At 39.3% G+C, this 21,582-nt stretch carries 16 protein-coding genes; 7 read left to right on the top strand and 9 right to left on the bottom strand.

What is annotated here, in order from left to right; genetic code table 11:
- Window positions 1-351 precede the first annotated feature (351 nt).
- The 3 genes from RM368_RS34165 to RM368_RS34155 are packed head-to-tail and all read left to right on the top strand — an operon-like array spanning window position 352 to window position 9,102.
- Window positions 352-6,315 (top strand): AAA family ATPase, encoded by a 5,964-nt coding sequence (locus tag RM368_RS34165; protein ID WP_322698169.1) that lies wholly within the window; start codon window positions 352-354, stop codon window positions 6,313-6,315.
- Window positions 6,315-7,847 (top strand): response regulator, encoded by a 1,533-nt coding sequence (locus RM368_RS34160; protein WP_322698168.1) that lies wholly within the window; start codon window positions 6,315-6,317, stop codon window positions 7,845-7,847. The genes RM368_RS34165 and RM368_RS34160 overlap by 1 nt, the downstream gene beginning before the upstream one ends.
- Before the next feature lie 25 nt (window positions 7,848-7,872).
- Window positions 7,873-9,102, top strand: coding sequence for a glycosyltransferase family 4 protein (locus tag RM368_RS34155; RefSeq protein WP_322698167.1), 1,230 nt, complete (start codon window positions 7,873-7,875; stop codon window positions 9,100-9,102).
- A 114-nt stretch (window positions 9,103-9,216) separates the two neighbouring features.
- On the opposite strand, the gene RM368_RS34150 is transcribed toward RM368_RS34155, so the two are convergent.
- The 9 genes from RM368_RS34150 to RM368_RS34110 form a co-directional block, all read right to left on the bottom strand.
- Window positions 9,217-9,768: a L,D-transpeptidase gene (locus RM368_RS34150; RefSeq protein ID WP_322698166.1), complete on the bottom strand. Its 552-nt coding sequence runs from the start codon at window positions 9,766-9,768 to the stop codon at window positions 9,217-9,219.
- A 319-nt stretch (window positions 9,769-10,087) separates the two neighbouring features.
- The gene (locus RM368_RS34145) at window positions 10,088-10,612 is read right to left on the bottom strand and encodes a hypothetical protein (RefSeq protein ID WP_322698165.1); all 525 of its coding nucleotides are present in this window, start codon (window positions 10,610-10,612) and stop codon (window positions 10,088-10,090) included.
- A 761-nt stretch (window positions 10,613-11,373) separates the two neighbouring features.
- Entirely contained in the window at window positions 11,374-11,655 is a 282-nt protein-coding gene (locus tag RM368_RS34140) for a hypothetical protein (protein WP_322698164.1), read from the bottom strand.
- Window positions 11,648-11,881, bottom strand: a complete 234-nt coding sequence (locus tag RM368_RS34135; RefSeq protein WP_094352841.1) for a hypothetical protein — start codon at window positions 11,879-11,881, stop codon at window positions 11,648-11,650. Before RM368_RS34135 ends, RM368_RS34140 begins: the two co-directional genes overlap by 8 nt.
- A gap of 372 nt (window positions 11,882-12,253) precedes the next feature.
- Entirely contained in the window at window positions 12,254-13,021 is a 768-nt protein-coding gene (locus RM368_RS34130; protein WP_322698163.1) for a ChaB family protein, read from the bottom strand.
- 53 nt (window positions 13,022-13,074) lie between these two features.
- Window positions 13,075-13,317: a hypothetical protein gene (locus RM368_RS34125; RefSeq protein WP_322698162.1), complete on the bottom strand. Its 243-nt coding sequence runs from the start codon at window positions 13,315-13,317 to the stop codon at window positions 13,075-13,077.
- A 31-nt stretch (window positions 13,318-13,348) separates the two neighbouring features.
- The gene (locus RM368_RS34120) at window positions 13,349-13,888 is read right to left on the bottom strand and encodes a Dps family protein (protein WP_322698161.1); all 540 of its coding nucleotides are present in this window, start codon (window positions 13,886-13,888) and stop codon (window positions 13,349-13,351) included.
- A gap of 421 nt (window positions 13,889-14,309) precedes the next feature.
- The gene (locus tag RM368_RS34115) at window positions 14,310-14,666 is read right to left on the bottom strand and encodes a hypothetical protein (protein WP_322698160.1); all 357 of its coding nucleotides are present in this window, start codon (window positions 14,664-14,666) and stop codon (window positions 14,310-14,312) included.
- 552 nt (window positions 14,667-15,218) lie between these two features.
- Window positions 15,219-16,319 carry a glutamate-cysteine ligase family protein gene (locus tag RM368_RS34110; RefSeq protein ID WP_322698159.1) on the bottom strand — a complete coding sequence of 367 codons (1,101 nt, stop codon included), beginning with the start codon at window positions 16,317-16,319 and terminating at the stop codon, window positions 15,219-15,221.
- Window positions 16,320-16,708: 389 nt separating this feature from the next.
- Between RM368_RS34110 and RM368_RS34105 the strand changes: the two genes are divergently transcribed.
- From RM368_RS34105 to RM368_RS34090, 4 genes are all read left to right on the top strand, one after another.
- Window positions 16,709-17,386: a Mo-dependent nitrogenase C-terminal domain-containing protein gene (locus tag RM368_RS34105; protein ID WP_322698158.1), complete on the top strand. Its 678-nt coding sequence runs from the start codon at window positions 16,709-16,711 to the stop codon at window positions 17,384-17,386.
- Between the two features lie 219 nt (window positions 17,387-17,605).
- On the top strand, window positions 17,606-18,385 hold the full coding sequence (locus RM368_RS34100) for a DUF928 domain-containing protein (RefSeq protein ID WP_322698157.1): 780 nt from the start codon (window positions 17,606-17,608) through the stop codon (window positions 18,383-18,385).
- 77 nt (window positions 18,386-18,462) lie between these two features.
- Window positions 18,463-20,682 carry an adenylate/guanylate cyclase domain-containing protein gene (locus RM368_RS34095; RefSeq protein WP_322698156.1) on the top strand — a complete coding sequence of 740 codons (2,220 nt, stop codon included), beginning with the start codon at window positions 18,463-18,465 and terminating at the stop codon, window positions 20,680-20,682.
- Between the two features lie 287 nt (window positions 20,683-20,969).
- The gene (locus tag RM368_RS34090; protein ID WP_322698155.1) at window positions 20,970-21,275 is read left to right on the top strand and encodes a hypothetical protein; all 306 of its coding nucleotides are present in this window, start codon (window positions 20,970-20,972) and stop codon (window positions 21,273-21,275) included.
- Window positions 21,276-21,582 lie beyond the last annotated feature (307 nt).

Genomic DNA, 21,582 nt, shown 5'->3' with positions numbered 1-21,582 from the left:
TACCTATCTATAAGTTTGACGTAGTTTGGCGCATCTTCATACAGAATTGGTATTATCAATACAGAATACAAGAAGGGTATTCTAACCGAAAAAGCAGATAGTGCAGCGTCTATACAGTTCAGAATGAGCAACAAAACCCAGATGTAGAGACGCGATTTATCGCGTCTTGAAAGACCAATAATCTTTAACCCAAGCTTATATTTCCAAATGTTGAGCTTTATTTAGCCTTAGAGAAATTTTGGGCTGGCTGGGAATGCTAAAGAAAGCAGTTAATTGTCCTTTTATTTGACAGTTGTGGATAACGTTCATTAGCATCATGCCCAGTTCATTCTACTACTTAGGCCTAGAAAAATGATACCTGTCCTTCCCGGTTACAACTTTGTTGAAGCTCTGCATGAAGGTGTGAATACCGTTATTTATCGCGCTTCCAAGCAGTTAGATCGAAGCCTTGCGATCGTTAAAGCTCTGAAAGCCGAGTATCCCAGCCTCGAAGAACTAACCCGACTCAGACATGAATATAAAATCTCGCAAACGTTAGTAGATATAGAAGGAATTGTCAAGTCTCTAGCTTTAGAAAATCATCATAACGGTTTAGCCCTGATTTTGGCAGACTTTGGTGCAGAATCTCTGAAAAAGTATATTAGCGATCGTCAATTATCATTAACTGAATTTCTCACCATAGCCATTCAGCTAGCATCCACTCTCACTCAACTGCATCAAGCCAAGATTATTCATAAAGATATTAAACCTGACAATATCGTTATTAACCCAAAAACCGGACAAGTTAAAATTATCGACTTCAGTATTGCATCGCAATTAGAAAAAGAAAATCAAAGTGTCAGCAATCCTAATTTGCTAGAAGGCACTCTTGCCTATATGTCACCGGAGCAAACTGGACGAATGAATCGGTCAATTGATTACCGTACTGACTTTTATTCTTTAGGCGTTACCTTTTACGAAATGCTGACAGGTTCGCTGCCCTTTAATGCAGCTGACTCTTTGGAATTTGTTCATTGCCATATTGCCAAAACACCAATAGCGCCTCAAGAGTTCAATCCCAAAATTCCTTCAGCAGTTTCTGATATTGTCATGAAGTTGTTAGCTAAAACTGCTGAAGATAGATATCAAAGTTCTCTCGGACTAAAAGCCGATTTAGAAACCTGTCTGACTCAGTTGCAGACAAATGGCGAGATTTCCCACTTTATTGTCGGTCAAGTAGATTTATACAGCCAATTTTCCATCCCGCAAAAACTCTACGGACGGGAAACAGAAGTTGCTACTTTGTTAGAAGCATTCGATCGCGTCAGTTCTGGTACTACAGAAATGATGCTAGTTTCTGGTTACTCAGGCATCGGTAAATCGTGCTTAGTTCACGAAGTTCACAAACCGATTGTGCGCCAGCGGGGTTATTTTATTTCCGGTAAATTTGACCAGTTCAAGCGGAATATTCCTTTTGCTTCCCTAATTCAAGCATTCCAAGATTTAATGCGGCAATTGCTAACAGAAACCGATGAGCAAATAGCCGTTTGGAAATCAAAACTAATAGATGCCCTTGGCTCTAACGCTCAAGTGATTATCGATGTGATTCCCGAATTAGAACGGATTATTGGCCCGCAGCTAGCAGTTCCTCAATTAGGATCGTCAGAATCACAAAACCGATTTAATCGGGTGTTTCAACAATTCATTCATGTATTTAGTCAACCCGAACATCCGCTAGTTTTGTTTCTGGATGACTTGCAGTGGGCGGATTCAGCTTCTCTCAAGCTTATCCAGTTAATTATGACTGACCCAGATAGCCAATATCTATTGCTAATTGGTGCGTATCGAGATAATGAAGTAAATGCCACTCATCCTTTTATTCAGACTTTAGAGGAGATTCAACAAACTGGTGCGATCGTAAATAACATTATCCTCCAGCTTTTGGATATCGCTCACGTCAATCAGTTAGTAGCCGATACTCTTCGTAGTGAACCTTTAAAAGTAAAGCCGTTAGCTGAGTTAGTTTTTACAAAAACCCAAGGCAACCCCTTTTTCTTAACTCAGTTACTCAAATCTCTTTATCAGGATAACTTGTTATTTTTTGACTTTAAAAGCGGTTTTTGGCAATGGAATATTGAGTTTATTCAGAGAGTTAATATAACTGATAATGTCGTTTATTTTATGGCAAATCAGATTCAAAAACTATCTGAAAAAACACAGAATGTCTTAAAACTTGCCGCTTGTATTGGAGACAAGTTTACTTTAGATATCTTAGCGATTATTAATAAAAAATCTAAGTCAGAAACAGCAGCCGATTTGTGGGAAGCTTTGCAATCAGGTTTGGTTCTACCCCTCAACAATTCCTACAAAACACCACTCGTTTTCGACTCAGACCAAATGGAAACTGAGAATAGGCGATCGCCCATTAACCAGCCCCCATCACCTATTACCTATAAGTTCTTACACGACCGAGTGCAGCAAGCGTCTTATTCTCTCATTCCAGATAATCAGAAAAAACAAACTCATTTAAAAATCGGCGAACTACTACTAATACATACCTCGGAAACGGACATTGAAGAAAACATTTTTGAAATTGTTAACCAATTAAATATTGGTGCTGAATTCATCTCTCAACAATCTCAAAAAGATAGACTGGCTCAACTCAATCTTATAGCTGGACAGAAAGCAAAAGCAGCAACAGCGTATGAATCATCTGTTAAATATTTAAATGTAGGTTTGGAACTGCTTGCAGCAGATAGTTGGCAGTGTCAGTATGACATGACACTCAATCTCTATGTAGAAACAGCAGCAGTAGAATTCCTTAACACTAATTTCGAGCGAGCAGAAATGCTTTCTGATGTAGTTTTAGCACAGGCAAAAACCCTACTCGATCGAGTTCAAGTATACGAAACAAAAATGCAGTTTTATATTGCTAAAAACCAAATGCAAGCTGCATTAAATACCGGATTGCAAGTGCTAAAAATGTTAAGGTTGCCTTTATCAGAAAAACCCCCAGCGAGATTGACTAGATTGAATTTAGGAGGAAAACGAATTGAGGATTTAATAGAATTACCAGAAATGACTGATGTTTATAAATTAGCTGCACTGCGAGTTTTGATAAATTTGATTCCTCCGGTTTATATTGCAGCTCCCGAACTTTATCCCCAGGTCGTTTTTAAAATGACCAATCTCTGTCTCAAAGATGGAAACTCTACTCTGTCAGCTTATGCGTATGTACTTTATGGAATGTTCCTATGTGGCGCTTTTGAAGACATGGATTCTGGCTATCAATTTGGTCAGCTAGGCTTAAAACTGTTAAATCAATTCAATGCTAAGGAAATGACGGCGAAAATCTATGAAACATTTAATTATTTTATCAGGCATTGGAAAGAACCAGCTATTAATACTATAGAACCGTTAATTGAGGGTGTCCAAAGAGGGCTAGAAACAGGAGATTTAGAATATGCTTCTTATTCGGCTTGTTTTTATTGCACGCATTTATTTTTTATCGGTGAAAATCTAGAAATAGCTCTTAACAAACAGGCACATTATATTGCTTTGATGCAAAGAAACAAACAAGAGTTTCAAACTATTTATGCTACAATAATCCGACAGACAGGCTTAAATTTAATTAAAAAAACGGCGGAACCATATAGATTAATTGGCGAAAGTTTTGATGAAAATAAAATGTTGCCAATTTTGATAAATAGCAATAATTATATGGCTATTTATCCTATCTATGTTTCTAAACTGATTCTGGGTTATTTATTTAAAAATTACGATCGCGCTGCTGAGAATGCCTTGTTGGCCGAAAAATACGAACAAGGCGGACAAGGGTTGATGTACAAAGCCGAACACAAATTCTACTCCTCTTTGACTCTCCTAGCCTTGTATCCCAGTGCATCACAAAGCGAGCGCCAACAATATTTCAGTCAAGTGACAGCGCAGCAGAAAAAAATGAAGCAATGGGCGTTGCATTCTCCTGCGAACTATCAGCATAAGTACGATTTAGTGGAAGCAGAAAAGGCGCGAGTATTGCAACAAGATGCTAAAGCGATCGCGTTTTACGATCGAGCCATAACTGGAGCCAGAGAACATGGATATATTCAAGAAGAAGCCCTAGCCTCGGAGCTAGCAGCAGAGTTCTATTTTGGTTGTGGCAGAGAGAAAGTTGCTAATACCTATCTCAACGATGCTTACTATGGCTATAGCCGTTGGGGAGCGATCGCCAAAGTCAAAGACTTGGAAAAAAGATATCCTCAACTATTTCGGATATCAAAGCGAGAAACCGTCAGTACAAACGTGACTCGGATAATTAGCTCTACGAGTGAAAATGCTTCAGACTCGCTGGATTTAGCAACAGTTATGAAAGCCTCTCAAGCTCTTTCTGGAGAAATAGTTCTGAGCAATTTGCTAACTAAATTAATGACAATTGTGCTAGAAAATGCTGGCGCTCAAACAGGCTACTTAATTTTAGAAAAATCAGGATACTTGCTAATAGAAGCATCAGGATCGGTAGACAAAAACGATATAACTGTGCTACAAGAAATCCCAGTATCAACCAGTCAGCAGTTACCTATTTCACTGATTAACTATGTAGCCCGAACTAAAGAAAATGTTGTCCTCAGCAATGCAACTTGTGAAGGAACATTTACCACAGATACATATATCGCTACCTATAAACCTAAATCGGTTTTATGTACACCGCTCATCCATCAAGGAAAACTTAGTGGCATTCTTTATTTAGAAAATAATCTCACCATTGGCGCATTTACATCAGATCGCTTAGAAGTATTACAACTGTTATCCTCTCAAGCGGCGATTTCCATTGAAAATGCTCGTCTTTATAAAGACTTAAAATTAGCCAACACTAACTTAGAAGCCAAAGTACAAGAGCGAACTTTAGAATTACAGGAAAAAAATGTACATCTGCAAAAAGCAGAAGAAATCGCCCAATCAGCCAACCGCGCTAAGAGTGATTTTCTTGCCAATATGAGCCATGAATTGAGAACACCGCTTAATGGCATTTTGGGTTATGCCCAAATTCTCAAGCGTGAAAAAAGTTTAACTAACTCACAAAAAGACGGTGTGAATATTATTCATCAGTGTGGCGACCACCTCTTGAACCTGATCAATGACATTTTAGACCTCTCTAAAATTGAAGCGAGAAAAATGGAACTCCATCTAACAGATTTTCATTTTTTAGAATTTCTCGAAGGCATTGCCGAAATCTGCCGTATCCGTGCCGAACAAAAAGGTATTTGCTTAATTTTTGAACAGATTACTCAACTTCCTATAGGTGTTAAAGCTGATGAAAAACGGTTGCGACAAGCTTTGATTAACTTACTGGGTAATGCAGTTAAGTTTACTGAAACTGGAGGCGTGGCTTTCAAAGTCGGCTATCACGAAGGTAGAATTCGGTTTCAGGTGGAAGATACAGGAATTGGCATGGCACCAGAGCAATTAGAAGAGATATTTTTGCCCTTCCAGCAGGTAGGAGATTGCAATCGCAAAGCAGAAGGAACGGGATTGGGACTGGCAATTACCCGCCAATTAGTTCAGATGATGGGTGGCGAAATCCAGGTGAAGAGTACTTTAGGTAAAGGAAGCATTTTCTTCTTTGATTTAGATTTACCTGAAGTTTCTCAATCCGCTGATGTTGTCAAAAAAGAGCAACGAAATATCCAAAGTTTTAAAGGCGAGAAGCGAAAAGTTATCGTGGCAGATGACAGACCAGAAAATCGGGCAATTTTGGTCAAGATGCTATCGCCTTTAGGATTTGAAATGATCGAAGCAATAGATGGTCAAGATTGTCTCAATAAGGCATTTGAATCGAATCCAGATTGTATCTTAATGGATTTGTTGATGCCTCAAATGAATGGCTTTGAAACTACCCGTCGCATTCGGCGATCGCCTGAATTAAAGAATGCGATCGTGATTGGCACTTCTGCCAGCGTTTTTGATTTCGATCTCAACAAAAGTAAGGAGGTGGGTTGCAATGATTTTCTACCTAAGCCCATCCGCATAACAGAGCTTTTAGAAAAGTTGCAGTATCATTTAAAACTGGAATGGATTTATGAAGATGGTGAAAAAGTATCTACAGAGAATAAACAAGAAAATTCTCAGAAATCATTGGTAGCTCCCTCCGCAGACGAAATTGCAATTCTGTTGAATTTAGCAATGAAAGGCGATCTCAAAGGGATTGTACAACAAGTCGATCGATTGGAAGAATTGGATGTGAAATATGCGCCTTTTTCTTTAGAGTTGCGTCAATTAGCTAAAGGTTTTCAAGTTAAAAAAATCCGTGAATTCTTAAAAAATATAGGAGTAAATTAATGAGTCTTTCCAACATCGAAAATGGCATTATCTTAATCGTTGATGACAACCCGACAAATTTAGGAGTGTTATTCGATTTCTTGGCTGATTCTGGCTTCCAAGTTTTAGTAGCGCAGGATGGTGAGGATGCAATTGAACAGATCGAATATGCTCTCCCCGATCTAATTTTGTTAGATGTACTCATGCCTGGTATGGATGGGTTTGAAACTTGCCAGCATTTGAAAGCTCAAGAATCAATTAAAGACATCCCCGTAATTTTTATGACGGCGCTTTCTGAGACGGTGGATAAGGTCAGAGGGTTGAATCTTGGGGCGGTGGATTATATCACTAAGCCGCTTCAGCATGAAGAGGTTTTAGCCCGTGTCAAAATCCATTTAAGCATCCGAAACCTGACTAAGAGATTGCAAGAACAAAATGTGCATCTAGAGCAAGAGATTCAAGAACGAACTAAAGCAGAGAACGCCCTCTTAAAACTGACATCTGAGTTAGAAGAACGCGTAAAAGAAAGGACGGCTGCACTTTTTCAATCTAATCAGCTGCTGCAACAGGAAATCCAAGAGCGAATTTGTACAGAACAAGCATTGCAGGAATCAGAAGCACGCTATCGAGAACAAGCCAATCGGCTAGAACTTGCCTTTCGCCAACTTCAAGAAACTCAAAGCCAACTGGTTCATAGTGAAAAAATGTCCAGTCTGGGGCAATTAGTGGCGGGTATTGCCCATGAAATTAACAATCCCATCAACTTTATCTATGGGAATCTGACTCACGCCTATCAATATACCCAAGACTTGCTCGACCTCTTGAACCTCTATGCTAAGTACACTCCCTTACCGCAACCTGAAATTCAGAAGCTGACTGAGGCGATAGATTTAGAATTTCTGAGTGAAGACCTGCCTAAATTGCTGAGTTCGATGAAGGTTGGGGCTGACCGCATCCGCGAAATTATTCACTCGTTACGGATTTTTTCTCGCGTCGATGAAGCCCAAATGAAGCCAGTGGATATTCATGCTGGGTTAGATAGCACGCTGCTGATTTTGCACAATCGCTTTAAAACCAGTTCTAACCAACTAGGGATTCAACTCGTTAAAGAGTATGGCGACCTACCCCTGGTGGAATGTTATCCAGGACAACTCAACCAAGTGTTTATGAATCTATTGGCGAATGCAATTGATGCTTTGGAGGAGTATGATAAAGAGCGATCGCCCCAGGAAATTTACTTTTGCCGCAGCACGATTCGGATTCGCACCGAAGTAACTGACAATAATTTTGTGACTATTAGGATTGGCGATACTGGCCCCGGCATGACAGAGGAAGTACGCGATCGCTTATTTGACCCTTTCTTTACAACAAAACCCGTAGGTAGAGGAACGGGTTTAGGCTTGTCGATTAGCCAGGAAATAGTTGTGTCCAAACATGGTGGTCAAATAACGTGTATTTCAGCACCTGGTCAGGGAACAGAGTTTATGATTAAAATTCCGATGCGATCGCACCCTTTAGAATTGACTTTGGCTGCACCTTCCTATTTTGGCTAAACCAAAAACTTTTGAAGACGCTGATATGAACATTTTAATGCTATCTTCCACCTTTCCTTACCCAGCAACGCGTGGAGGAACCCAAGTTAGGACATTTAATTTACTCAAGTACTTGAGTCAACGTCATACTGTCACCCTCGTGACTCAACGCGAAAGTGATGTTACAGACCCAGAAATAGCAGGATTACGCGATTGTGTGGATCGTCTAGCTATTTTTGAACGCCCGCCAGATTCTCAAACCACCGGAATATTGCAGAAAATACAGCGATTTGGCAGATTTTTGCAGCAGGGAACACCGCCAAGTGTACTTAATCGCTACTCAGTTGAGATGCAAACATGGGTTAATAACTGGGTGGAAGCGGGAAAATGTGATGTAATTACTTGCGAACATAGCGTCAATGAGATTTATGTGCAGCCACATTTTCAGAAACAGCTAAAAACCATTGTTAATGTTCATAGTTCTGTTTACGCTACCTGTCAGAACCAATTAGCAACAGGCATTTCAGAAAATTCACTCAGAGACAAAATTAATCTGCCACTTTTGCGGCGTTATGAGCAAAACTACTGCACTAAATTTTCGGCAATTGTGGCGACAACAGCAGAAGATAAAATTCAACTACAAGAATTTAACCCCAACAGTGAAATTACAGTTATTCCCAATGGCGTAGATTTAGTTTCTTTCCCCAAGCGTACCACCGATCCCGGAGGACATCGCCTAATTTTTATTGGTGCAATGGATAATTTAGCAAATATTGATGCTGTTTGCTTTTTCAGCAATGAAGTTTTGCCAGAAATCCAAAAATTGTATCCCGATACTACTTTCGATATTGTCGGTTCTCACCCAGTGGCAGAAGTTTTGGCACTTGATAAAAAACCAGGAATTAATGTGCTGGGGCGTGTACCTTCGATGGCAGAATATTTACATCAAGCCACCATCTGCGTTGTACCGATGCGGACTGGGTTTGGTATTAAAAATAAAACTTTAGAAGCAATGGCAGCTGGTATACCTGTAGTAGCCAGCGATCGCGGCTTAGAAGGATTAGCTGTAGATGCTGCTAGTCATCCATTACGGGCATTACGAGCCAATAAACCCGCAGAGTACGTCACCGCGATTAGTCAACTATTCGATCGTCCACATCTGCGTTCAGAATTGTCTCACAACGGCAGACAATTGGTAGAAACAGAATTCACTTGGGATATTGCTGGTAAAAGCTATGAACAAGTTTGTCTTGCCAGAAGTAATACTAATCCGTAATTTGTAATGACCGAACAATTTTAGATTTTAGATTTTGGATTAAAATGAAAAGCCGCAACTTGGGTTAATAACTAGCTACCCTCGACTAAGACTTTCGTCATAACCCTATATCAGCTATCGCACCACTGTAACTGGTGTTCCCATATTAACCTGATAGAATAATTCTCTAACATCGTTGTTGTACATCCGAATACAACCGTGTGAGGCAGCCTTACCTACTGAATCAGGATTAGGGGTACCGTGAAAGCCAACCCAATTTTTACCGTTTGTCCAAAATCCAATCCAGTATTTGCCAAGTGGGTTTTCAGGGTCTCCTCCTGGGATAGCTTTACCTGTAAAAGGGTTTATCCAAGTAGGATTTTCTAACATTGTACGCACTCGGAAATTACCAATTGGGGTTTCCCAGTCTTGGCGACCTACTGCTATAGGATAACTTTTAATTCGGTTTTTTCCTCGATATAGGGTTACTCTACGGTTGCGAAGGCTGATCTCTAGGTGAAGAGGTTGAATAATTAAGTTATTATTAATATTAGCTGTTTGAGAAACTAAATTGTTGGTTGAAGTATGAGAAGTAACTCTTAATTCAGAAGCTAAAGACATAGCCGGATTAAAATTTAATCCAGATGCACAAATAAAAATAACTAATTTATCTAATTGTTTGAACATTTTCCAATTTTAAATTCTGTATATCAATATTTTAGTACCAAATTAATTATCAATTGTTTAATTTTTGAGCTTATTATAGTCTGTAGTTATTTGAGAAATCATTCGGATGAACAGAATAGTCTAGCATTAGATATATAATTTTGTGAGGAAGGTAAAATAAAATTGTCAAAAGTAGTTGCAGTAGAAATCGACTCAACTGACAGAGCATTTCATCTTTTCTACTGCATTTACTGTTGATAACAGTCATGATTTGAAATCATCTAAGTAGAGGAAGCAAGCTTAACAAGCTATCTAGCCTGTATCCTATAGCGTTAAGAAATTACCAGAGCGCTCTGACACCTCCACCAGTGTTTTGTCCACCTGTAGTGTTGTTACCTCCTGTATTGTCCTGGGTTCCACTAGTGCCATTATTTGGATACTGCTGCGTTCCGGTAGTACCATTATTTGTCCCACTAGTGCCATTATTTGGATACTGCTGCGTTCCGGTAGTACCATTATTTGTCCCACTAGTGCCGTTATTTGGATACTGCTGCGTTCCGGTAGTACCATTATTTGTCCCACTAGTGCCGTTATTTGGATACTGCTGTGTTCCACTAGTACCAGTTCCACTACCACTAGTGCCATTATTTGGATACTGCTGCGTTCCGGTGGTAGAATCACCTCCTGTAGATTGCCCTGCTTGAGAGTACAATCTATCGCCTATGGGGGCTTGACTAGTTTCCAAATTTCTAGAGATGGGTTGAGGCAGAGCGTATACTGGAAGACTTATTAAAGCACCAGTACTAGCGACTCCCACGAGGCTAGCAAGCATTTTGAGCAAATTTTTACTGTGGTTTAAGTTCATTGGTATCTCCTGAGCCTGAGTTTGAAGTTAAATGGTTCTTATGCTACTAAGCAATTTGTTGAAATATAGAAAAAGTTTTTCTATTTCTCAACTCCAAGCAAGGCTCTAAATCAAAAGTTTTGAGCCGATAAGTTGTTATTTAATTAACTAAGTTAGTTGAATTAATTTTCTTAACCTTCTGCCTAAAGTATGGTCTGGTATTAAATTAATTTGTGATGTCCTAGACAGTATTTTTTAATTAATTATTCATTAATCTATTTCTTTAGATATATGTTTAATATACTAGTTGTTTACTAAAAAACAATGTTTTAAATTTCATATAGCGTTTCCTAATCTAGCGAGGCTTAACCTCTCTCTTTGGTAAAGCTATCCATTACCCGATCGTGAGTTTTTTATTTTTACTAAAGAGTTATATATTTTAAAATAAGCTAATTCATATTTTCCGATAAGATCGGATTTGTTTTGTTTATAATTTCATCAAGTTTGACAGTTATCGAAAAAGGCAGAGGGCAGAATGAATAATGTCTTCTGCTCTCTGCCTCATGCCTTCTTCAATTAGATAACTTGAGAATCCTTTTGATTTTTTATTAGTAAATAAAATGCGTTTGCCCTGCCACTAACTCTAGATAAATTGTTATTGTTGTTTATTGTCTTTTTGAAACAAATGTGCGGAGACGTTGTAATACAACGCCTCTACATCAGCCGTGCAAATTATCTTATCTAAATCGGATTGGTTTTTAGTTAACTGGTGAATAAACACGTCAATTATTGTCAAATCTAGTCGAACAACCTAACACAAGTAATTTTTTCTGCTTACGCTTCTTCTTATTTTTGAGAGTAATCAAATAATTATCAACGTAGCGAAAAGCAGCTGCACCGTCGTAATCAGCAATGGCTATAGCTTGCAAGAAAACCTTTGAGGGAATTTCAAACCCTAAATATTTTTCCGTTAAGATTAATAAATCTTCATCTGTGGCAGGAAAGGTGGTTTCTTCTGTATCTTCAGAATCAGAAAATATATCATCAATTAATGCTTTATACACTTTGTACCTCCCCAAAAGCATAAGATGCAAAGCCTGTAATGAAATTTAGCTGCTGATCGCGAGTTTGTAAGTTAACTGGGAGTTCAGTACCAGCACATCCGATTTCCCGTAAAATTTCCAAACAATAAGCACCGAGTTGAGTGTATGGAGCTTGCTCTAATTCTTGAGCTACTTCTAGAGCCATCTCCAGATTGACTTGGATAACCGTCTTTACAGGGTTGGTCATAAATCCGCCCTCATAAACTGGATGCTCTAAGTTTTGATCGCAAACACAAATAGCGTAACGGTGTTTTTGCGGAATTTATGAAGAGGGAAAATTAAAGTATCAGCGCATTTGCGGTAATGTACCCAAAATTATGCAAACCAGACCCAGAGTAGGCAATTTCTATCTAAGTGCGATCGCCTGCCATAATACGTATAAATATCTACAAATATTCCCAGCTTATTGCCAATATACTTACTTTTTGTGGGGTAAGCCACAAAACCCACCCCACAATATCGGATAATTTATTTGTTATAAATCTCTGATATCTAGTCTTGCACAGTAGTTCAACAACAGAGGCAAGAGTCAGTGTTTCGACTCGACCTCCTGCCTTCTTCAGGCTTTGACCTTAGCTTTAGACCAGACACCATTTTCATCTTCTTCGTATTGTTGGTGAATAGTCTCCCAAGCAGCTTGTTCGGCTGTGAACTCGTCACTTTTTTCATTGAGTACAGCATTATATCGTTCAATGAATGTACTCTGAGCTTCATTAGAAAGATGAGCGCGAACTTCAGGAGACAAGTCTGCTGGACTGTTACACTGTCCAGAACAAGAACGATCCAGAGTTTTCTCAATCGTGTTAATTTCTTCGCCACCAGCACTTTCGAGCAGCAATTGAAATTCGCCAGTGCGATCACTCGGAACTTCTGCCATCACGAAAAATTCGCCAGCTTGTAAGCGAGTTTGGTAGATAGCCGCTTTATCTTCTGGCATTCCCAAAGTAGTCAGAACCGATACTAGACCGGCACCTGCACTACCTGCGATCGCTCCACTAGCAGCCCCCAATAGCACTGCACTAATAGGCCCTGCTGACACAATTGGGCCGACAAAGGGAATAAACAATAAGCCTACACCCGTAAGCAAGCTGAGAAAGGAACCAAACAAAGAACCAAAAACTGCTCCTGTTCTCAAACCTCCTACTATCACATCTTTTTTACTAATGAAGCCTGCAATTCTCGTTTCCGACTGGAAATTTCTGCCCATGACCGAAATACGATCTCTAGGCACACCCCTGTCTAGTAAACGTCGAATCACATCATCAATTTGCTTCTGTTCTTTAAATACAGCAGAAATAGTACGTTCTGCTTTGTATACTTCTGACACTTAAAAACTCCTTGTCTTATGTTGTTTTGGCAATGAAGATGACCAATCAATTTTTATATTATTAGATTGATTGCACCGATCGGGATGAGCCACTGCACTAGACAGATTCCCCAGCATACATAAATGAACCAGCCGCTTAGGCGGAATTTCCGACTTGAGCGGACTGGCGTTAAGTGGGATTGGCGCATGAACCAATTTTCAATTCCCAATTTGGCAAGGTGAATGAGTAGATCCAGGCAGATTAATTCTTTCACATCAATTGAGGGAGGAATCGAGCCTCCCTCAATTGATTTCACATACAGCCTTCCTGAACTCAGATGTTATGAGCTATACACCTACGGGAGTCTTAGTATCAGCTGTTGGCTGTCTGCCATCTGCATCTAGTGCCTCGCCTTCAATAAATGAACGCAGCATCCAAGCTATCTCTTCATGCTGTTCGAGTAGTCCAGTCAAAAAGTCGGCAGTTCCTTGATCGTGGAACTTTTCACCAGACTGATCTACATGGTCTCTTAAATTACGAATAACCTGCTCGTGATCGTCCACTAAATTAGCTACCATACCTGTTGCACTGGGCACATTACCACCATGTTCTTTGAGGGTAGCAAGCTTGAGAAATCCTTCCAATGTACCAACTGGATAACCGCCCAAAGCGCGAACCCGCTCTGCCAAAGCATCAATATTTAGAGTCAGCGTTTGGTAGTGTTCTTCCCAAAGCTGGTGCAAAGAGCGGAACTGAGGGCCAACGACATCCCAGTGATACTTTTTGGTTTTCACCAGCAGTAAATAGGCATCTGCTAAATCCTGATTCAACAGATTAATTACACCTTGACGCTGTTCGTCTGTCAGACCAATGTTTATCGCACGCATTATTTTCCATCCCTAAGCAAACTTATTTATTAACTTGCCAAATTTTCCACATCATCCACATCAACCAAAGGAAACATTATGAGTTTAGATTAATTCTTACATTCCATAGTTATATCTATGCCTTAATAGGTAGTACTATTCAGTCTGTAGTCTATAGATAATTCATCAATTAGCTACATTTCCTTGTTTTTGAGCGGCTAAAAAAACAGAGATATTAATATAAGTAAGAAACTACCAACTAAAAAAATATACAACTTTTATTGTGGGGTGGGCGTCTCGCCCGCCCGTAGAAAGGGGCGGACAAGATGTCCACCCCACAAAACTGGATAATTTATTTCTTGGTAATCCCTAAGTAGTAATGGGTGATTGCTTTGACACAATCACCCATTACTAACAAAAAATTACCAAGATATTAACTCTGTTATTTACCTGTAATTTTGTCAAATAATTTATTTGCTTTTTCTTCAATAGTTCTTGCACCCTGAGAATTTTCAGGACTCTTTTGCTTGTCAACATCAGCCGCTCCCTGAACCTCATTGAGTCCTTGATTAGCCTCTTTTTGAGTCTTTTCCAATCCTATTGGTGGTTCTTTAGCGGCTTCGTCAGTTTTGCGCTGAATATCAAGCAGTTGTGTAGTAGCTTCAGTAGGGTCACTTGGGTCGGTACCAATTGCAAAAGCAGGAAAAGCATTAGAGAATAATACTAGAGCGCAAGTAAAAGCTACTACTAGAAAACGTACTGGACGAAAAATAGATAAGACAGAAGTAATCATCTTCATTTGAAATCCTCGATAACAGCTTTAACAACGCAGAACTTTTACTGAAAGAGCGAGAGCATATACCTTTACTTAACTCAGCAATTTTAAGCAATAATAAAACTGGCAAGCTCCGCTTCAATTTAGAAGTTCTTGGAAAACGAACCTGACGAAGAGATTTTGTGTATTTTTGCATCGAATTATTAAGGGATAATAAGCAAATCCCACCTTAATTCTTTAGCAAAATTATTAGATTTCATAATTGAAATCCTTCATTTCAGTTCCCTGTTTACACTTTTACTGTGAAAAAGCTAGGGTATGCATCAATCTCTAGAATTAATTTTACTACATCTTTAGTTAGAATAAAATCATTCTCTAGGTATATCGACTTAATCTAGTTTTTTCAACTAAGGCTATACTATTTATCTTCAGTTAGCTGGACTTTATCAAATTAAAGGAATTGCAGGAATATGCACTTTACAGGACATTTGTAAAGTATTAATTTATATAATTATATAAAGACTCTGCTTAATCCCTTCTAATAAATAAATAAAAGGAGAAAAATAAATCTTTTTTTTAAACTTGATAAGTCTGCCTTATAACTTCTTCTATTGAATTTACGTGATGAAACATTTCTATTAATTCATGGGATCTTGTTTTCCGTTTTTCCAGCAGCACTTTTAAGGGCGTTAAATAATGAACATCTGGGTCATCTCCTAAAGCAACTTCGGCTGCTTGGAAGATTTTTGTCGCATTTTCAAAAATATCTTCGTTTTCAAACGCTTCTTTTGCAGAAAGTTGGTGTAACGCTGCATCGGGTACAGTTGCTCTACCCAGTAAGGTTTTATCTAACACCAAACCTTTCAATAATACTAGCAAAGCCGCATAGATGAAAAAATTATCACAACTATCACAAGCCTTAAATTCGATGCGTCCCACTTCCGCCGGAATGCGAGCAATTTTTGTTAAGGCGGGTATGCTATTAATAAGTTGTTCTTCTTTTTGAACAAAAACCAGAGTAGCCGGTCTTTTTCCAGTTCTGATAAATGTTCGTACCGATAGTCCATCCCATAAACCTCCATTATAAAAGGGAGAGCTATAACTAAAAGGAACGATATAGGGGCTGTAATAAGTTAACTTTCTACCAATATCAATTACATCTTCAGTTGACAAATCTGCCACGGAAATATTTAAATCTGGCCCATAAGATACCATGTGAATATTAGCAGTTTGTTCGTCAGGATAAGCTTCTAGCTGTTTAATTTCATAATTGTTTAATGGGGGTTGAGGCTCAAAAGCTGGATTGTAGGGATTAAAACTCACCAAAACTGGTGATAAGCCAAAGTCAGCAGCAACCTGACGTAGCAAGTTAAAACTTTCTGATAATTCAGTAATAGCGCCTAGAATATTAGAATGGATAGTTGTTCTAATTTCAATACCTTTAACATGACAGTCTATAACTTCATCAGAATCCGCAAATCTTTCAAATCCTTCAATGTACCATCTCTTCATCTTAATACCGGCATCGCCAACGCGGAGTTGAGGATAATCACTGGGGTATGTAGGTAGCCTTGCAATAATTTGATTGAAATCAGCAAATTTTGTGTGGGAGAAATCAGCAAATTTTCCCTCATTATTCAAAAACGCGACTTCATGTTCAATGCCAAAGAAAAACATTATATACCTTAATTTTTTAGAGTTAACCTAATTTCACTAATGCCAAGCGATCGCAATTCTATAGAAAAGCAAGTAACATCAGTAAACGATTCATTAGAGAAAAGCGTCGGCGATATTTAGCTAGCAGGTTCGCATACTTAGAAAACTCCATAATTCTGTGGCGCAAATTACAGTCTTGAACCTGATAAATATTTGAGATACTCCAATCGAATTCACTTTAAGTATAAAAATTCTCAATAATGGTACAAATGAATTTTACCTTAAGACCGACTATTGCAATTTGAAAACTTCTCTGATTTATTTTTATTTCTGTGCTGCTTCCACTATCTTCATAGTCACTGGTTAGGGTAGCGTAGTAGTGACTGAGGAAAGCTTGAGACATAGAGTTTATGACAAGTACCGTTCAATCCCCCTACAGCAGCGAACAGATTGCCGCTTGGTTGCGTGGACTGCTTACTATTGCTTGGGCTGATGGTAATTTTGACGACCAAGAACAGGAATTAATTGCCAGCATCACCGAAAATGAATTAGCTCCTAAGATTAAATTTGACTCATTAGAGGTAATTACGCCAGAGGAATTAGCCGCAGCGTTGGGTAAAGGGACACCATCTGCCGAAAATTTCTTAAGGACAGCGATAATGGTAGCGATCGCAGATGGTACTTATTCTCCCAGCGAAGATGAGGTTCTGCAACAGTTCTGTCAAGCTTTGGAACAGCCACAGAAGTTACTCGAAGCCCTTCGCCACACTCTGGAATACCCACAGCAAATTATCCCCACTATCGCCAGCACTGGGCTGACAAAGCGTCAAATCAATGCCCTACGCCCTCTGCAAAACTGGCTTGATGGGCTAGATATCCAAGACCCAAGAGTAGCCCGCTTTCTGTGTAAAATGATTCCCGCCCAGTGTCCCTTTGAACGGGATGTCACCCTATTTGGACGCAAGATAGTGCATATTCCACCGATGTGTAAAATTAACCCCTTATATGAGCAACTGGTAGGCTTACGTTTCCGCGCCCTCTCCTATTTAGCAGATAAATGCGGTGAAGATGTATCGCCATATATTTGAGTAGGGGAGTAGGGGAGCAGGGGACAAATCAATTCAAAATTCAAAATTCAAAATTCAAACATTTTTGAACTTCTGCCTCCTGCCTTCTGCCTCCTCTTTCCCAATGCCCAATGCCCAATGCCCAATAAATAGTTTTGTAGTTGAGTGAAAAATCTAACTCTGCTTTTGGGAATACTTAATTTATTCACCTGACTAATTTAGAACTCAGGCATTATCAATATGAAAGGGATTAAACCATCTCTATATTTTGTACCCTTTTCCTTACCTTTGTATTTGCTTTCTGCTTTAACAGCACAGGTACAAGCTCAGTCGTACCATGCCAATAAAACTTGGCAAATTAGTCAAACATTTAAACCACCACAGCGGGGAAAACTTCCCGCAAGTGCTGGTGGTTCTACGCGTGGTAGTTCTTGCCTAAAAGGCAAACAACTAATAACTCCCTTAATACCTCCAGATAAATTAGGGCTGACATTTGCTCAACATCCAACATTTTTCTGGTATATACCTCCATCTCAACTCAAAACAGCCAAGTTTCTGCTCTTGACTGAAGACCAGAACGTATTTTATGAAACCTCTTTTACACTTCCAAATAAATCGGGAATTATTAGCTTTAAACCTCCTGACAGTGCCCCTGCACTCGCTGTAGGTAAAACTTATCATTGGTATCTAACAATTATTTGTGATAATCAAGACAATAGTGAAAATCCGACTGTAGATGGTTGGGTGGAACGCACTCAACCAGGAGCAACTTTGTCAGAGGCGTTAGCAAAGGCGAATTTGTACAAGTTGCCCACTATCTATGCAGAAGCTGGGATTTGGCATGAAGCGCTGACTAGTTTGGTGCAGCTACGCCGGACTGAGCCGAATAATTTCAAAGCGAGGTTGGATTGGAAACAATTTTTTAAGTCTGTAGGTTTGAGTGCGATCGCTTCCGAACCATTGATTGATTGTTGCACATTTACGAAACAAGGGCACGGGGCATTGGGCAGAGGGCATTAAGCTGAGGAAAAATTCTTAACTCTTAACTCTTAACTCCTAACTCCTAACTCAGCACTCAGCACTCAGCATTAAATATTATGTGGACAAAGCTGAAACCGCACATTTGGCAATGGCGGGGTGTTTTACTTGCTGTTCCCAATATTACAGCCCTGGTGATTGCAATACGCTTGACTGGATTACTGCAATTGTTGGAATTGGCAGCACTAGATCAATTTTTTCTCCTTCGTCCAAGAGAATCGGCTGATACCCGCATTGTCATAGTTGAGATTAATGAGGCAGATGTCCGCAAGCAGGGACAGTGGCCTATGCCTGATGGAAAACTTGCTAGTTTGTTAGAAAAAATCAAACAGCAAAAACCCAGAGCGATTGGTTTAGATATTTATCGTGATTTACCCGTAAATCCCGGTCATCAAGACGTACTTAAGGTGTTTAAGTCTACTCCTAATTTGATTGGAGTCCAAAAAGTCTCTGATACTATTGATAGTTCGGCGGTTGATTCATCTCCAGAACTGAAGAAACTTAATCAAATTGGGTCGAATGATTTACCCATAGATGGAGATGGCAAAATTCGACGAGCATTATTGTACGTAAACTTAAATAATGACGAGATTCTGGAAAGTTTTGGGTTAAAACTGGCATTGTTGTACTTAAAACCTGAAGGTATTACTGCCAAGCCATCGGCAACTAACTCTAATTACTTGCAGTTAAATCGGGGTATTTTCCCGATTTTTGAAGCTAATGATGGAGGTTATGTCCGAGCTGATGCCGGAAGCTATCAAGTGCTGTTGAATTACCGAGGACGGATACAGCAGTTTACTAAAGTTTCTCTTACTCAAGTGCAAGATAATCTCATCCCACGAGATTTAATGCGAAATAAGGTGGTATTAATTGGTGCTACTGCTGAGAGTTTGAAGGATCTATTCTATACGCCTTACAGCAGTAATGTATTGACTGACCCAGAACGAATGGCGGGTGTGACAATTCATGCTAATTTGATTAGTCAAATTTTAAGTACGGCGATGGAAGGCCGTCCATTGATTAAGTGTTTACCTGAGCCCCTAGAATGGCTATCAATTTTAATTTGGTCAATTATTGGTGCTAGCTTGTGTTGGCTGCAACGCCATAGTAGCAATCAGAAAACCTTGATGACTCTTAGTGTTTGTCTTGCGAGTGGGGGTTTAATTGGTGGCAGCTTTTTGGCGTTTTGGGCTGGTTGGTGGATTCCGGTTATACCTTCATTGCTAGCCTTTGGCGGTTCTGCGATCGCACTTACTCAGTATATTGCCCAAAGTGCTACCGAGATGCGAAAAACCCTCGGCCGCTATCTAACTGATGAAATTGTCGCCAATATCCTCGAAACTCCTTCTGGGTTAAAGCTGGGAGGAGAACGCCGAAAAGTTACGGTTCTTGTATCTGATTTAAGAGGATTCTCGGCTATTTCCGAACAATTGCCCCCAGAAGAAGTAGTAAAGATTTTGAATCTTTATTTGGGAACAATGACAGATGTAATCAACCAGTATAAAGGCACGATTAATGAGTTTATGGGTGATGGGATTTTTGTGATTTTTGGTGCGCCAATTAGTCGCAAAGATGATTCTGAACGAGCGATCGCTTGTGCGATTGCGATGCAATTAGCAATGCAGCAAGTGAATGAACAAAATCAGCAAATGAATTTTCCAATTCTCGAAATGGGAATCGGTATTAATACAGGCGAAGCCGTAGCGGGAAATGTTGGTTCTCAAAAACGCGCTCAATATACAGTTATTGGCAGTCATGTTAATTTGGCTGCTCGAATTGAATCTTATACAGTGGGAGGACAAATTTTAATTTCCGAAAATACCTGTAAGGATGCCAATATTGACTTACAAATTGCTGGGCAATTACAAATAGAACCCAAAGGTATAAAACACCCTGTGACAATTTGTGAAATTCGTGGCATTGGTGGTAAATATAATTTATTCTTGCCTAAATACGATGAGAAAACGATCCTTCTTACTCAAAAAATACCTGTAAAATACTCCATTTTGCAGGGAAAACATGCAGTTGGAACAGTATTTATGGGGGAATTGATTAGCCTCTCAGAAAAAGGAGCGCAGCTGCGATCGCCACATTCTTTAGAACTATTGAGTAATCTCAAACTCCAGTTATTGATTGAGGCAGAAATGGCTACAGAAGAAGATATCTATGCCAAGGTGATCGAACAGTCTAATGTTGACGAGCATCTTTTTCTGCTTCGGTTTACAGCAGTTCCCCCAAAAGCTGACGCAATTCTCAATGCACTGCGTCAGCGAGGGTGAGATTAAAGCATCAATCTTGAAATGGTAACAAATGGAGGTGTATGTAAATAGGGTAAACCGAAAAAGTAAGTAGTTTAGCTTTTTCTAAAACAGTAACAATTGTTGCTGATACAACCAAGCGATCGCGGTAATATTTTGGACTTAAGCCCGATCCAACTCCAATAACTCATAATTTTCAACGAATTATTAATTATTCGTAATTTCTGCTATGTAGCAACTCACTTGAGTTCTGGAGTTCAAAATATGATTTCTTCTAAAACTGAGATTCAATTACATCCTAAGAACAAATGACAAACGGAAACAAATTTCAAAGATTAGTAGAACTTGCAAATGATTATGGAATTATTTGCGAACCAACACCTGAAGAATGTTTGATTGCATCCTTGCCTGGAGACGACGATTTCTTATTAGCTTTTACTTGGTCTGGTACAGTTGAGGGAGAGCCGCCAGAGCATGAATTAATCGCAGTTAGCGTACAAGATATAGTCAAAGAAGTTACCGTTGCAGCTTGGCAGATTCCTTTTTATTTATTCGGAAACGTTTTAAGGCAAGCTCAGATGCTTGTCGCTGCCCACAAAGATTTTTTTAGCTAAGAGATAAGCCATATCTCAAAACTGCTATCCCTGTCAACTGTCTGTGACAGGGATTTTTCTTTTAACTACTGCTTTAAAGATTTATTTTATAAATCTGTTGAAAGCTTAAAAAGATCGCTCGAAGTGTACCTGATTATAATGCGATCGTGCGGTTGTAAAAATCTGAATCAAGTCTCATTTTTCAGCTTTAACATTTTCATCAAGACTACCGCAGAGATGAGCATCTCTGCGGTAGTTTTAAGTTAATGCCTATTAGGCGTTGCATAATAGAGGGATGAATCCAGCATAAGTACTATGCAATGTTTAT

The organism is Nostoc sp. DedSLP03 (assembly GCF_034530815.1).
Taxonomy (GTDB): Bacteria; Cyanobacteriota; Cyanobacteriia; order Cyanobacteriales; family Nostocaceae; genus Nostoc.
The sequence above is the reverse complement of the archived record's forward strand: the minus strand, read 5'-3'. Positions and strand labels throughout refer to the sequence as shown.

Coding starts and splice junctions, on each gene's coding strand:
- RM368_RS34105 (WP_322698158.1), top strand. CDS start 16,709: ATGACAAGTACCGTTCAATCCCCCTACAGCAGCGAACAGATTGCCGCT.
- RM368_RS34120 (WP_322698161.1), bottom strand. CDS start 13,888: ATGCGTGCGATAAACATTGGTCTGACAGACGAACAGCGTCAAGGTGTA.
- RM368_RS34110 (WP_322698159.1), bottom strand. CDS start 16,319: ATGTTTTTCTTTGGCATTGAACATGAAGTCGCGTTTTTGAATAATGAG.
- RM368_RS34160 (WP_322698168.1), top strand. CDS start 6,315: ATGAGTCTTTCCAACATCGAAAATGGCATTATCTTAATCGTTGATGAC.
- RM368_RS34155 (WP_322698167.1), top strand. CDS start 7,873: ATGAACATTTTAATGCTATCTTCCACCTTTCCTTACCCAGCAACGCGT.
- RM368_RS34135 (WP_094352841.1), bottom strand. CDS start 11,881: ATGACCAACCCTGTAAAGACGGTTATCCAAGTCAATCTGGAGATGGCT.
- RM368_RS34165 (WP_322698169.1), top strand. CDS start 352: ATGATACCTGTCCTTCCCGGTTACAACTTTGTTGAAGCTCTGCATGAA.
- RM368_RS34115 (WP_322698160.1), bottom strand. CDS start 14,666: ATGAAGATGATTACTTCTGTCTTATCTATTTTTCGTCCAGTACGTTTT.
- RM368_RS34090 (WP_322698155.1), top strand. CDS start 20,970: ATGACAAACGGAAACAAATTTCAAAGATTAGTAGAACTTGCAAATGAT.
- RM368_RS34145 (WP_322698165.1), bottom strand. CDS start 10,612: ATGAACTTAAACCACAGTAAAAATTTGCTCAAAATGCTTGCTAGCCTC.
- RM368_RS34095 (WP_322698156.1), top strand. CDS start 18,463: ATGTGGACAAAGCTGAAACCGCACATTTGGCAATGGCGGGGTGTTTTA.
- RM368_RS34150 (WP_322698166.1), bottom strand. CDS start 9,768: ATGTTCAAACAATTAGATAAATTAGTTATTTTTATTTGTGCATCTGGA.
- RM368_RS34100 (WP_322698157.1), top strand. CDS start 17,606: ATGAAAGGGATTAAACCATCTCTATATTTTGTACCCTTTTCCTTACCT.